This window comes from Microbacterium sp. Root322 (genome assembly GCF_001425645.1).
Lineage (GTDB): Bacteria > Actinomycetota > Actinomycetes > Actinomycetales > Microbacteriaceae > Microbacterium > Microbacterium maritypicum.
In genome coordinates, this window is sequence record NZ_LMCS01000002.1 from 235,530 (window position 1) to 248,910 (window position 13,381).

Annotated in this window: 10 protein-coding genes; 6 read left to right on the forward strand and 4 right to left on the reverse strand. The window is 68.2% G+C overall.

The features are described from left to right. The first annotated feature begins 2 nt into the window (after positions 1-2). Positions 3-860, forward strand: a complete 858-nt coding sequence (locus ASC55_RS05925) for a MurR/RpiR family transcriptional regulator (RefSeq protein ID WP_055873608.1) — start codon at positions 3-5, stop codon at positions 858-860. Between the two features lie 114 nt (positions 861-974). Here ASC55_RS05925 and ASC55_RS05930 read toward each other — a convergent pair whose 3' ends face one another. From ASC55_RS05930 to ASC55_RS05945, 4 genes are all read right to left on the reverse strand, one after another. Further along, positions 975-2,090: a substrate-binding domain-containing protein gene (locus ASC55_RS05930; RefSeq protein WP_055864815.1), complete on the reverse strand. Its 1,116-nt coding sequence runs from the start codon at positions 2,088-2,090 to the stop codon at positions 975-977. 59 nt (positions 2,091-2,149) lie between these two features. Continuing rightward, positions 2,150-3,520, reverse strand: a complete 1,371-nt coding sequence (mmsB, locus tag ASC55_RS05935) for a multiple monosaccharide ABC transporter permease (RefSeq protein WP_055873611.1) — start codon at positions 3,518-3,520, stop codon at positions 2,150-2,152. Beyond that, on the reverse strand, positions 3,517-5,112 hold the full coding sequence (mmsA, locus tag ASC55_RS05940; RefSeq protein WP_431691368.1) for a multiple monosaccharide ABC transporter ATP-binding protein: 1,596 nt from the start codon (positions 5,110-5,112) through the stop codon (positions 3,517-3,519). Before mmsA ends, mmsB begins: the two co-directional genes overlap by 4 nt. A 130-nt stretch (positions 5,113-5,242) precedes the next feature. After that, positions 5,243-6,256 (reverse strand): LacI family DNA-binding transcriptional regulator, encoded by a 1,014-nt coding sequence (locus ASC55_RS05945; protein ID WP_055873617.1) that lies wholly within the window; start codon positions 6,254-6,256, stop codon positions 5,243-5,245. A 180-nt stretch (positions 6,257-6,436) separates the two neighbouring features. On the opposite strand from ASC55_RS05945, the gene ASC55_RS05950 reads away from it, so the two are divergent. From ASC55_RS05950 to ASC55_RS05970, 5 genes are all read left to right on the forward strand, one after another. After that, positions 6,437-7,921, forward strand: coding sequence for an amidohydrolase family protein (locus ASC55_RS05950; RefSeq protein ID WP_055873620.1), 1,485 nt, complete (start codon positions 6,437-6,439; stop codon positions 7,919-7,921). After that, entirely contained in the window at positions 7,921-9,249 is a 1,329-nt protein-coding gene (locus ASC55_RS05955) for a serine hydrolase domain-containing protein (protein WP_055873628.1), read from the forward strand. Before ASC55_RS05950 ends, ASC55_RS05955 begins: the two co-directional genes overlap by 1 nt. 141 nt (positions 9,250-9,390) lie before the next feature. After that, positions 9,391-10,779 (forward strand): serine hydrolase domain-containing protein, encoded by a 1,389-nt coding sequence (locus ASC55_RS05960; protein WP_055873631.1) that lies wholly within the window; start codon positions 9,391-9,393, stop codon positions 10,777-10,779. Beyond that, positions 10,776-11,699, forward strand: a complete 924-nt coding sequence (locus tag ASC55_RS05965) for a serine hydrolase (protein WP_235563110.1) — start codon at positions 10,776-10,778, stop codon at positions 11,697-11,699. The genes ASC55_RS05960 and ASC55_RS05965 overlap by 4 nt, the downstream gene beginning before the upstream one ends. Before the next feature lie 75 nt (positions 11,700-11,774). Further along, positions 11,775-13,370, forward strand: coding sequence for an ABC transporter substrate-binding protein (locus ASC55_RS05970; protein WP_055873634.1), 1,596 nt, complete (start codon positions 11,775-11,777; stop codon positions 13,368-13,370). Positions 13,371-13,381 lie beyond the last annotated feature (11 nt).

Sequence of the window (13,381 nt, forward strand, 5' to 3'; positions counted from 1 at the left end):
CGATGAGCATCCAGTCGACGATCGAAGCCGCCGCTTCCACGCTGACGCCGTCGCTGGCCCGTATCGCGCTGGTCGTCCGCGAGAACCCCTCCGTCGTGATCGACAACACGATCAACGAGCTGGCCGCGGAATGCGACACCTCGGTCGCTTCGGTCGTGCGCTTCTGCCGGGCGATCGGCTTCAGCGGCTACGCCCCGCTGCGCATGGCCCTTGCCGCCGAGCTCGGCAAGGAAGCCGCCCAGTTCTCCGCACGCGGCGCCTATGGGTCGGAGATCTCCGACGCAGACACCCTCCAGGAGGCGGTGTCGAAGGTGGCGGCGCTCGAACTGCTGGCGATCGAGGAGACCGTCGCCCGACTCGACTTCACCGTGCTCGAAGCGGCAGTGGACGCGATCGACGGGGCCGAGCGCATCATCCTCTACGGGCTCGGCGCCAGCCGGTTCGTCGCGGAGGATCTCGCCCACAAGCTCCTCCGCGTCGGACGGAACGCGCATATTCCCGCCGATCCGCACGAGGCTGTCGCCGTCTCCGTGCTGCCGACCGCATCGACCGTCGCGATCGGCTTCTCCCACTCGGGTTCGACGCTCGAAACCGTGCGGTTCCTGGAGACGGCGCGTACCAGCGGCGCCACCACGATCGCCGTCACGTCGGCGAAGGACTCCCCCCTCACCCGCGCGGCCGATCACCCGCTCTTCACGGAGGTGCGCGAGTCGACCTTCCGCGCAGGCGCCATGGTGAGCCGCATCGCGCAGCTCACGCTCGTCGACTGCCTGTTCCTCGGTGTCGCCAAACGCCGGTACGCCGAGACCGTCGATGCCCTGCAGCGCACGGGTCAGGCGACGCGCGCACTCCGCGGCTGACGAACACGGCGACGGACACGGCCCGCACACGAGAGAGCCACCCTGACCCGAAGGTCAGGGTGGCTCTCGGTCACAGCGAGGTGCTGTGGGGTGTTCCTCGAAGGAGCATCCGGATTACTGGTACGACTTCACGATCTCGAGGAGGCTCGGGACGTTGGCGTATGCCTCGGCCGCGTTCTCCTTGGTGACGATGATCGGGTCGAGCAGGTAGGCCGGGACGACCTTCACGCCGTTGTCGTACTGCTCGGTGTCGTTGACGTCGACCTCCTCGCCCTTCTGGAGCTGGCCGACCATCTTGATCGACTGCTCGACGAGGAGCGTGGTGTCCTTGTTGATCGTGGAGTACTGGATGCCCTCCATGATCGACTTGACGGACTCGACCTCGGAGTCCTGACCGGTGACGACCGGGACCGGCTTGCCTGCTCCCTGCACCGAGGTGATGATGGCGCGGGCGAGCGTGTCGTTCGGCGAGAGGACGCCGTCGAGCGTCTCGGAACCGTAGGTCGACGTGAGGATCGAGTCCATGCGGCGCTGAGCGTTCTCGGCCTTCCAGCCCTCGGTCGCCGTCTGGGAGATCTCGGTCTGACCGGAGACGACCTTGAGGGTGCCGTCATCGATCTTCGGCTGGAGCACGTCCATCGCGCCGTTGAAGAACACGGGAGCGTTGGCGTCGTCCGGCGAACCCGAGAACAGCTCGATGTTGTACGGCGCCTCGTGGCCCGCGCGCTCGGCGAGACCGTCGAGCAGCGCCTGGCCCTGCAGCTGGCCGACCTTGAAGTTGTCGAAGGCGACGTAGTAGTCCACGGCCTCGGTGTTCTCGATCAGACGGTCGTACGCGATGACGGTGACGCCGGCGTCGCGGGCTGCCTCGACCTGCGTCGACAGCTGCTTGCCGTCCTTCGCACCGATGATGATGACCTTGGCGCCACCGGTGACCATCGCCTGGATCTGGTTCTGCTGCTCGGCGACCGTGTTGCTGGCCGGTGCGTACTGCACGTCGGGCTTGAATCCGGCCTTCTTCAGGCCGTCGGTGAACAGCTGACCGGCGAGAACCCAGTTCTCGGAGGTCTTGTCAGGAAGGGCGACACCGATGGTGGCATCGGCGGCGAAGCCCTTGGCCTCGTCCCCCGACCCGGAGCCGGTGTCACCGCCGCGCTCCGAGGAGCAGCCGGTGAGGGCGAAGGCGCCCGCGACGACAAGCGCTGTCGCCGACAGAAGAATCTTCTTCATGTGATCTCTTTCTCTGGTGTGTGAAGGTCAAGGCGCGTGTGCGGTGCGCGACTCGACCCTTACTTTCCGCGCGTCTCGTCGACGGCGGGGGCTTCGTACTTCTGGCTGGTGGGGTAGTTCGCCTTCGGGTCGAAGGTCTCGAGGGCGGGGTCTTCCTTGCGACCGAACCGGCGCGTCAGGAACCCGATGATCGAGGGGCGGCCCTGCTGCTTGTTCCAGACGTCGACACCGACCGCGAACAGGAGCACCAGGCCCTTGATCATCGACACCACGTCGGCACCGGCGCCGAGCAGCGCGAGTCCGTTGTTGAGGAATGCCATCACGAGACCACCGATGATCGACCCGATCACGGTTCCGATGCCGCCCGAGACGGCGGCACCACCGATGAAGACCGAGGCGATGGCGTCGAGCTCCCAGCCGTTGCCGTCCTGCGGACCGGAGGCCGTGGCACGGGCCACGTAGATCATCCCGGCGAGCGAGGCGAGCACCGACATGTTCATCATGACGAAGAAGTCGACCCAGCGGTCCTTCACGCCCGACAGACGCGCTGCCTGGCGGTTGCCGCCGACGGCGTAGATGTGGCGGCCGAAAACGGTGTTGTTCGTGATGAACGAGTAGAGGATGACGAGGGCGAGCAGGATGACGCCCGAGATCGGGAAGCTGGTGCCTTCACGCCCTGTCGCGAACAGCCACCCGGCGATGAGGATCACGGCCGAGATCAGCACGACCTTGGTGATGCTCACCCAGCGGGGCGCCATGTCCGAACCCATCTTGGCCTGCGCGCGGCGGGTGCGGATCTCCGCGATGACGATCCAGAGCACACCGATCAGGGCGAGGACCATGGTGAGCACGTTGAACTGCACGGGGATGAAAGACAGCTCGGGCAGGTAGCCGGCGCCGATGACCTTGAACCCCTGCGGGACGGGGATCGACTGCGAGTCGCCGACCCACTGATTCGCGCCACGGAAGAACAGCATGCCCGCCAGCGTCACGATGAATGCGGGCACCCCGACATACGCGACCCAGAATCCTTGCCAGGCGCCCACCAGCACGCCCACGCCGAGGCCGAGGAGGATGGCCAGCGGCCATGGCAGGTTCCAGTCCGCCATCGCCTTGGCGACGATGATGCCGGTGAACGCCGCGACCGACCCGACCGACAGGTCGATGTGGCCCATGATGATGACCATCACCATGCCGATCGCGAGGATCAGGATGTAGGAGTACTGGTTGACGACGTTGATCAGGTTGCCCGACGAGAGCGTGAGTCCCTGACCCTTGAAGATCCAGGTCAGCACCTGGAAGACGACCAGGATCACGACGAGGCTGCCGAGGATGCCGAACTGACGGAGGGTCGACTGGCCGCCTCCGAACATCTTCGTGATGTCCTTGAAATGGAAGCCGCGCTTCGTTGCGGTGGTGTCGGTGGTCATGCGGATGCTTTCTGGGTCGCGGAGGTCATGCTGCGCATGAGGTCCTCAGGTGTCGCCTGATCGGCCGGGATGCAGTCGGTGACCCGACCTTCGAAGACGGTGTAGATGCGGTCGGAGATGCCGAGGAGTTCGGGAAGCTCGCTGGAGATGACGATGACGCCCTTGCCCTGGGCTGCGAGCTGGTTGATGATCGCGTAGATCTCGTACTTGGCACCGACGTCGATGCCGCGTGTGGGCTCGTCGAGGATCAGCAGGTCGGGGTCGGTGAACATCCACTTCGCCAGCACGACCTTCTGCTGGTTGCCGCCGGAGAGCTTGCCGACGCCCTCCTCCACGGAGGGCGTCTTGATGCGGAGCGCCTTGCGGTACTCCTCCGCGACGGCGAACTCGGCGCGGGCGTCGACGACACCGCGCTTGGCGATCTTGGAGAGCTTGGCGGCGACGACCGAACGCTTGATCGTGTCGAGCAGGTTGAGCCCGAGCACCTTGCGGTCCTCGCTCACGTACGCGAGCCCGTGCTTGATCGCCGATGCCACATCGTGCAGGGCGACCTCCTGCCCGTCCTTGATCAGGGTGCCGGAGAGGTAGGTGCCGTAGGAGCGGCCGAAGATGCTCATCGCGAACTCGGTGCGCCCCGCCCCCATGAGACCGGCGATGCCGACCACCTCGCCGCGGCGCACGTTGATGTTCGAGCCCTTCACGACCATGCGCTCGGGAACGGTCGGATGCTGCACCCACCAGTCCTTGACCTCGAAGAACACCTCGCCGATCTCGGGGGTGCGATCCGGGTAGCGGCTCTCGAGCGAGCGGCCGACCATGCCGCGGATGATGCGGTCCTCGTTGATCTCCCCGCGCGAGATGTCGAGCGTCTCGACCGTGCGGCCGTCGCGGATGATCGTGATCTCGTCGGCGATCTGCTCGATCTCGTTGAGCTTGTGACTGATCATGATCGACGCGATGCCCCTGGCCTTGAGGCCCAGGATCAGGTCGAGCAGGTGCTGCGAGTCGTTCTCGTTGAGTGCGGCGGTCGGCTCGTCGAGGATCAGGAGCTTGACGTCCTTGTTGAGCGCCTTCGCGATCTCGATCAGCTGCTGCTTGCCGACACCGAGGGTCTTGATCTGCACGTCGGGGTCTTCGCTCAGCCCGACGCGGGCGAGCAGTTCGATCGCCCTTTCCTTCTGGGCCTTCCAGTCGATGCGGCCACCGCGCTGGATCTCGTTGCCGAGGAAGATGTTCTCGGTGACCGAGAGCTCGGGGATCAGGGCGAGCTCCTGGTGGATGATCGCGATGCCGGCATGCTCGCTGGCGGCGATGTCCTTGAAGCGCTGCTCCTCGCCGTAGAGCAGGATCTCCCCGTCGTAGGTTCCGTAGGGGTACACCCCGGACAGGACCTTCATCAGGGTCGACTTCCCGGCGCCGTTCTCGCCGCAGATCGCGTGGATCTCGCCGGCGCGGACGGTGATCGAGACGTCGGCGAGTGCCTTGACCCCCGGGAACTCCTTGGTGATGCTGCGCATCTCCAGGATGGGGCCTGACACGGTAGGCAACGTTGCTGTGGTGCTCACGGATCTTTCCTCGCGACGTGCGGTCACCTTCGATGTGACCGTTCACATTGGATTACATAGTCCACTCACGACGAACCGCTGTCAAGTCCGCGCGCCGATTTCGTGTCGCTACCGTGATGCATGCGGCCCGATCGGCTGGGAGCGGTCCCGCAACAGGTCAGCGTGCTGCGGCGGATTCGCGCGCACGCAGTATCGTCTGCAGCGGGCCGAACTCCGGCACCTGCTCTCCCCGGATCTGCGCGAGGAGGATGCGCACGGCTCGGCGCCCGAGCTCGGGGAAGTCCTGGTGCACCGTGCTCAGCGTCGGCGCCACGTGCGCGGCGACCGGTATGTCGTCGAACCCGATCACGCTCACGTCGTGCGGCACCCGCACCCCGGAATCGCGGAAGCCGTGCATCAGCCCGATCGCCATCAGATCGTTCGCGGCGAACACCGCCGTGAAGTCCCGACGGCGCGAGAGCTCCTTGCCCGCGAAGTAGCCGAAGTCGGCTGTCCAGTCGCCGCGGATAGGCGGGAACGTCGGCAGGTCGGCCTCGCGCAGCCCGTCGAGATACCCGCGCATGCGCGACTCCGCCTCGATCCAATCCTGCGGGCCGGCCAGATGCAGGATGTCGCTGTGACCGAGCGATATCAGGTGGGCCGTCGCGGCCTTGGCGCCCGCCACCTGGTCGGCGGACAGGCTCACCCCGTCCGAGCCCGATGCCGTCTGCAGGGTCACGAACGGCATGTCCACCGACATGCCGCGAAGGACATGGAACACCCGCACCTGCGGTGCGAGCACCACGATGCCGTCGACCTGCTCGCGCGACAGCTGGCGCACCGCGTTGCCGATCGCCTCTGGCGTCGTGTCGGCGAGGTTCAGGGTCGAGACCGAGTACCCCTCCTCGCGCGCCGCATCCTCGATGCCGGCGATGGACGAGGTCGGACCGAACTCCCCGATCGTGGCGGACAGGATGCCCAGCATGTTCGACTTGCTGGTGACCAGAGCGCGGGCGGCCAGGTTCGGCCGGTAGTCGAGCACCGAGATCGCATCGATGACCTTGGCCTTCGTCTCCGGACGGATGCTCGGATGATCGTTGAGCACTCGGGACACCGTCTGATGCGAGACACCGGCGAGCCTGGCGACGTCGCGGATGCTCGGCAACCGCGCACGCTCGGAGGCGGTGGACATCACTTGCCTCCTCGCGTGTGCACGGTCACATCGTCACTACATTATGTCTGGCGGCGCGCGCGTGTGCACCACTCGAACGACGTTGCCGCGCGTGACGGGTTGTGCGCGAGCACCGGAAGCACCACCCGGTTTCGTCGAGCGGCACCGGAACGGCTCCCTCCAGCATGGCATCGTGGCGGCGTGGACACACTGCTGCGCGGCGGGCGCGTCATCGACCCGAAGACGGAAACCGACCGGATCACCGATCTGCTGATCACCCAGGGGCGGGTGGCCGCGGTCGGCGACGGGCTCAAGGCGCCGACCGACGCCGAGGTGGTGGACGCGACGGGCCTCATCGTCGGACCGGGTTTCGTCGACCTGCACAGCCACGTGCACTCGATCGCGGGGCACCGGCTGCAGGCGATGGACGGTGTCACCACCGCCCTCGATCTCGAGGCCGGACTCATGCCGATCGCCGAGGCCCTCGCCCGCGCTGCCGCGGACGGACGCCCGCTGAACTACGGCTTCTCGGCTTCCTGGTCGCAGGCGCGGGCGTACGCGCACCTCGACCGGGTGCCCGTCGCCGACTTCACCGCATCGATGGATCTGCTCGGCACACCCGACTGGCAGCGGTCCTCCTCCCCCGCCGAACGCCGGCGATGGCTGAGCCTGCTGGAGGATGAGCTGGGTGCCGGCGCACTGGGGATCGGTGTGCTGATGGGTTACGCGCCGCGCTCCGACCCCGACGAGTACCTCGCCCTCTCCCGGCTGGCCGCCGCTGCCCACGCCCCGACCTTCACGCACGTTCGGGAACTGATCGAAGCCGATCCGCGCACACCGATCGACGGCTCTGAGGAGCTCGTCCGCGCCGCCGCGGAGACCGGGGCCGCGATGCATCACTGCCACGTGAACAGCACCTCGCTGCGTCACATCGACCGGGTGCTGAGCCTGCTGGATCGCAGCCGCGCCGCAGGTTCCCGCGTGACGGTCGAGGCCTACCCCTACGGCGCCGGCAGCACGGCGATCGGCGCGTTCTTCCTCGCCCCGGAGAAACTCGCGGGGCTCGGCATCACTCCGAGTTCTCTGGTGCTCGTCGACACCGGCGAGCGCATCGCCGACGAAGCCCGGCTGCGCGAGGTGCGGACGACCGACCCCGGCGCCACCTGCATCGTGACGTTCCTCGACGAGGCCGATCCCTTCGACCGCGCGCACCTGCACCGGGCGCTGGCCTATCCCGACTCGATCGTGGCGAGTGATGCGATGCCCATCTCCTGGGCGGCGAGCGGCGGGGGGACGGTGTACGAGCAGCACGAGTGGCCGCTTCCCGCGGGCGGGCACACGCATCCCCGCACTGCGGGCACGTTCGCGAAGTCACTGCGGCTCATGGTTCTCGACAGCGGCACGTGGAGCTGGATCGAAGCCTTCCGGCGCTGTTCGTTCCTCCCCGCTCGTGTGCTCGACGAGGTCTCGTCCGGCATGCGGGGCAAGGGCCATCTGACGATCGGGGCGGATGCCGACGTCGTGGTGATCGACCCGACGACGCTGACGGACAGAGCCAGCTATGCCGATCCGACCCGCCCGTCGCGGGGTGTGCGCGAGCTCTTCGTGCACGGCACTCGTGTCGTGCACGCGGGAGAGATCGTGACCGATGCCCTGCCGGGGCGCGCCGTACGAGGGGATGCCTGATGGACGACGAGCTGCAGGAGTTCCTGGACGCCACGGCCGCGGAGCTCGGCGTGCCCGGCGCAGTGGTCGGCGTGATCGACCGCGACCGGGAAGTCATCGCCGCCACCGGTGTCGCCGCTGTCGACACCGGCGCCGCCGTGACCGCGCGCACGCTCTTCCAGATCGGCTCGACGACGAAGACGTTCACCGGAACCGTCGCGATGCATCTGGTCGAGAGCGGCGTGCTCGACCTCGACGGCCATGTGGTCGATGTGCTCCCCGACTTCCGGCTCCGAGACGAGGACGCCCTCGCAGAGCTGCGCATCCGCCACCTCCTCACGCACTCTGGCGGCTTCCTGGGCGACGCGGACGATCATCCGGGGTGGGACGACGACGCCCTCGCCCGCAGCGTCGCCGGCTTCTCCGAGCTCCCGCAGTTCTTCTCCCCCGGCACGATCGCCTCCTACAGCAACTCCGGCATCCGCCTGCTGGGTCGTGTGATCGAGGAGGCGACGGGCGAGACGTTCGAGCAGGCGGTGCAGCGCATCGTCCTCGACCCGCTGGGCATGTCCGAGACGTTCTTCTTCCCGTGGGACGTGATCGCACGCCCCCATGCCGTCGGACACGTGCCCGGTGAGGACGCAGCGATGGCCGCGTTCCCCCAGTGGCCGCTGACCCGCGACATCGCGCCCGAGGGCGGAATCGTGTCGTCCGTGCGCGACCAGCTCACCTACGCCCGTTTCCAGATGCGCGGCGAGGCGGAGGGCGCAGCACCCGTGGGCGAGGCGACCAGACTCCTGATGCAGCAGCCCCACCTCGCCGCGGGGCCGCCCATCGACGCCATCGGTCTGCCCTGGTTGCTCACCCGGCACGGATCGGCACGGGTCGTGATGCACGGCGGGAACATCTCCGACATGCAGCTGAGCGAGTTCGTCCTCGCCCCGGATGAGGATCTGGCCATCACCGTGCTGACGAACAGCGGCAGCGGCAAGGCACTCGGATCCGCGGTCGTCGACTGGTGCTTCGCGCGGCTGCGCGGCATCGAGAAGTCCGTGGAGGCTGCGCATCTGCAGCCGGTCGAGAAGCTCGAAGGACTGCTCGGCACGTACGACGCCGGGCAGTGGCGCTACGACGTGACCCGTGACGGCGACGCCCTCGAGTTCGCGATGGTGCTGCGTGAGGACATCGCGGCCCTCGGCATCCCTCCTCGTCCGCCGCTGCGGCTGCGTGTGCGTGCCGACGGCGCCCTGATCACCGACACGGACCAGCCCGTCGGCCGTCTTCTCGACCCGGCGGAGGGCGGCCCCCAGCTCCTGCACGTGGGCATGCGCGCGGTGCGCCGCCGCTGAGCCGCCGATCCTTCGTCGGAGCGCACCAAGGTCCGCGCAAGTCTCGTCGCCGCGCACCAACGAGGCGAGGGAGCGCGCGAATAGTCTCGGCCCATCGCCGTCGCCCGCAGACGACGGCCCACTCGACGAAGAGGAGCGCACGTGTCCGACCTGAACGAAATCGGCAGCTGGGTGCGGGAGAACCTTCCCACGATGCTGGCCGACGCGCACATCCCTGCAGCATCCGTCGCGATCCTGGCCGGTGGCGAGATCTTCACCACCGCCGCCGGGATCCTCAATCGCAACACCGGCGTCGAAGCCGACGAGGACTCGGTCTTCCAGATCGGCTCGATCACGAAGACGTGGACCGCGACGCTCGTCATGCAGCTCGTCGACGAGGGTCTGCTCGACCTCGACGTCCCGGTGCGCGACACCGTGCCCGCGTTCGCGATCGGCGACGACGCGGCGGCGAGCGCGATCACCACCCGCCAGCTCCTGAGCCATGTGAGCGGATTCGAGGGCGACCTGTTCAACGACACCGGGGTCGGCGACGACGCCGTGGAGAAGTACCTCGCCACGATCGCCGACGCCCCGCAGCTCTTCGCCCCCGGTGAGCGCTTCTCCTACAACAACGCGGCTTTCGTCGTGCTCGGCCGCATCATCGAGGTGCTGCGCGGAACGTCGTACGACCAGGCGCTGCGTGCCCACCTCGCCGCCCCGCTGGGACTCACGCACGTGGCCACCACGGCCGCCGAGGCGATCATGTTCCGTGCAGCTCTGGGACACATCCCCGCAGGCGGCAGCGATGAGCCGGTACCTGCACCGGTGTGGAGCCTCGTGCGCTCGAACGCCCCGGCCGGATCGATGCTCGCCATGACGGCACGCGACCTGGTGACCTATGCGCGCATGCACCTCGACGGCGGGGTCGCAGCCGACGGCACCAGAGTGCTCTCCGAGAAGAGCGTGCGGGCCATGCAGGAGCGCCAGGTCGACCTTCCCGAACTCGGACTGATGGGCGATGCGTGGGGTCTGGGCTGGGAGATCTTCGACTGGGACGGCGGCCCCGTCATCGGTCACGACGGCGGAACGATCGGGCAGAACGCGTTCCTGCGGATGGTGCCGGGCGCGGGTGTCGCGGTCGCTGTGCTCACCAACGGCGGACGCACGGTCGACGCGTATCACGCGATCACGTCGACCGTGCTCGACGCTCTCGCCGGAGTCACGGTTCCGGCCCTCCCCTCTGTTCCGGAATCGCCGGTCGCGATCGACCTCGAACGGGTGATCGGCACGTACTCGTCGTCGGTCTCCGACTCGACCGTGCGTGTCGATGAAGACGGCCGCATCTGGCTCGAACGCACCATGAAGGGCATCTTCGCCGAGCTGGGCCCTGCTCCCGAACCCGTCGAGCTCGTCGGCTGGGCCGGGGACACGCTCCTCCCCCGCGAACCGCAGAACGGCATGCACATGCCGCACGCGTTCGTCGGCGACGACGGCAGCGGTCGCGCCCTGTACCTGCACACCGGACGTGCCGACCGCCGGATCGACGCATGACGAACGCGACCGCCTCGATGACGGACACGCAGACCGTGCCCGACGTCGCCGAGATCTTCGCGGATGCGGGGGCCACGGGCTTCCTGCATGCGCGGGAGATCGGCGGGACCGTCGGCCCCGAGGTGACCTTCGGCGCCGACGAGCCGGTGGTGCTCGCCTCGGTGTTCAAGATCCTGGTGCTCACCGCCTTCGTCCGCGCGGTCGCCGCGGGCGAGCTCGATCCGACCGAGCGCACCACTGTGACGGCGCGCTATCGCATCGGCGGCGTGGGCACGGCCGGGTTCGCCGACGACGTCGAGGCCAGCTGGCGCGACCTGGCACTGAACATGATGTCGATGAGCGACAACGCAGCCACCGACATCATCTACCACCGCCTCGGCGGCGAGGCCGTCAACCGGGTCATCACCGATCTGGGGCTGCGCAGCACTCGTCTCATCGGATGCTGCGAAGACCTGTTCGCCTCGGTGGTGTCAGACCTCGGCGGCGCCGCCGACAGCGACCTCGACGAGCTGTTCACCGGTGCGACCGCAGAGCAGATCCTCGCACTCGACGTCGTGCAGCCGCTGCGCACCTCGCACTCCACGCCGCGCGACGTCACCACCCTGCTGAACGCGCTGTGGACCGACACCGCGGCACCGGCCGAGGCCTGCCGTCAGGCGCGCGACATCATGGCCCTGCAGATCTGGCCGCATCGGCTGACCGCGGCGTTCCCCGGTGACGTGCGCATCGCGGCGAAGACCGGCACCCTCCCTACCTGGCGCAACGAGGCCGGTGTCGTCACGTATCCCGACGGCCGCCAGTACGCCGTGGCGGTGTTCACGCAGGCCGCCTCGCTCGTCGACCGGCAGCCTCTCGTCGATGCGTCGATCGGACGCGCCGCGTTCGCCGCCGTCGAGCAGCTGCGCGCTCGGACCGTCTGACCCGCACTCCCCGCACCACTGCACTCTCCCTGCACGACACACCTGCACCATCCCGAACACTGCTGGAGGCTTCTGATGCGTTCTCGTACCCCGCTGATCGCGCTGCTGGGCGCTGCGGCGCTCGCCCTGACATCCTGCGCCGGCGGCGCCCCGCCGAGCGGAGGTGACGGAGCCGACGGCGTCCTCGCCGACGGCAAGACCTTCACCTCCGTGATCTCGACCGACCCGGGCAGTCTCGACCCGTTCGTCACCGTGATGTCGGTCGCCCGCTCCATCGACCGCTTCCTCTACGCGCGGCTCGTGGAGGTACTGGAGGACGGCAGCATCGCCTCCGGCCTTGCCGACTCGTGGGAGGCCGACACGACCACCGCCACCTTCACGCTGCGCGACGGCCTCACCTGCGAGGACGGCACGCCGCTGACGGCCACCGACGTGGCGGCCAACATCACCCACATCGGCGACCCGGCGAACGGCTCACCCCTGATCGGTCTGCAGGTGCAGCCGGGCACCAGTGCCGTCGGCGACGACGCCGCCGGCACCGTCACCGTCACCAGCGGGCGGCCCGACTCGTTCCTGCTCGAGAACGTCGGCAGCATCTCGATCGTCTGCGGCACCGTGATCGACGACCCCGACGCGCTCGCGAAGGGCGAGGGCGCCACGGGCATGTTCTCCATGAGCGAGCTCGTACCCAACAGCCAGTACACGCTGACCCGCCGCGACGACTTCACGTGGGGACCGGATGACTGGGACCCGACGCAGAAGGGTCTCCCCGACTCCGTGGTGTTCCGCGTGGTCCCGAACGAGACGACCGCGACCAACCTGCTGCTCTCCGGTGAGGTCAACGCGGCCCTCGTGATCGGTCCCGACAACAAGCGGCTGAAGGATGCGGGCCTGTTCCACACCGAGATCCCGACCCCGGTGGGGCAGTTCATCTTCAATCAGGCGGAGGGACGCCCCACCGCCGACCAGGACGTGCGCGAAGCGCTGATCGCAGCGCTCGACCTCGACCAGATGCGCCAGGTGCTCGGCAGCGGAGCCGGCACCGTGCCGACGGGCCTGGTGACCGTGTCTCCGAACCCGTGCCGCGCGGACGTGCTGGCGGACTTCCTTCCCGAGTTCGACGCCGAGGCCGCGGCCGCCGCGCTCGACGATGCGGGCTGGAAGGCCGGCAGCGACGGAGTGCGCACCAAGGACGGCGAGAAGCTGACCCTGCGCATGATCTACTCCTCGCAGCTCGGCGACGCCGGAAACGCCTCGGCGGAGCTCGCCCAGGCGGCCTGGAAGGACCTGGGGGTCGACATCACCGTCGCCGCCGTGGACTCCCCGACCCTGAGCGAGACCCTGTTCTCCACCGGCGACTGGGACATCTCGGCCGCACCGCTCACGGTCTCGCTGCCGAGCATGCTCGTTCCGTTCTACTCCGGACCGAACCCGCCGGACGGCACCAACTTCGCCTCCATCGACAACCCCGAGTACACGGCGGCCGTCACCGCGGCATCCGCCAAGGCCGGCAGCGAGGGATGCGACGACTGGGGCGCCGCCGAGCAGGCCCTGTACGCGACGACCAGCGTCATGCCGTACGCGAACATCAACCGGTCGACCTTCGCGACCAAGGCCACGTTCACCGAGGGCGACGGCATCGACCCCACGTCGATCCGCATGTACGAGTAGACCGAAGACCG

What these genes read in the sequence shown, in the direction of transcription:
- ASC55_RS05925 (WP_055873608.1), top strand. Translation starts at nt 3, where the DNA reads ATGAGCATCCAGTCGACGATCGAAGCCGCCGCTTCCACGCTGACGCCG.
- ASC55_RS05930 (WP_055864815.1), bottom strand. Translation starts at nt 2,090, where the DNA reads ATGAAGAAGATTCTTCTGTCGGCGACAGCGCTTGTCGTCGCGGGCGCC.
- mmsB (WP_055873611.1), bottom strand. Translation starts at nt 3,520, where the DNA reads ATGACCACCGACACCACCGCAACGAAGCGCGGCTTCCATTTCAAGGAC.
- ASC55_RS05945 (WP_055873617.1), bottom strand. Translation starts at nt 6,256, where the DNA reads ATGTCCACCGCCTCCGAGCGTGCGCGGTTGCCGAGCATCCGCGACGTC.
- ASC55_RS05955 (WP_055873628.1), top strand. Translation starts at nt 7,921, where the DNA reads ATGGACGACGAGCTGCAGGAGTTCCTGGACGCCACGGCCGCGGAGCTC.
- ASC55_RS05965 (WP_235563110.1), top strand. Translation starts at nt 10,776, where the DNA reads ATGACGAACGCGACCGCCTCGATGACGGACACGCAGACCGTGCCCGAC.
- ASC55_RS05970 (WP_055873634.1), top strand. Translation starts at nt 11,775, where the DNA reads ATGCGTTCTCGTACCCCGCTGATCGCGCTGCTGGGCGCTGCGGCGCTC.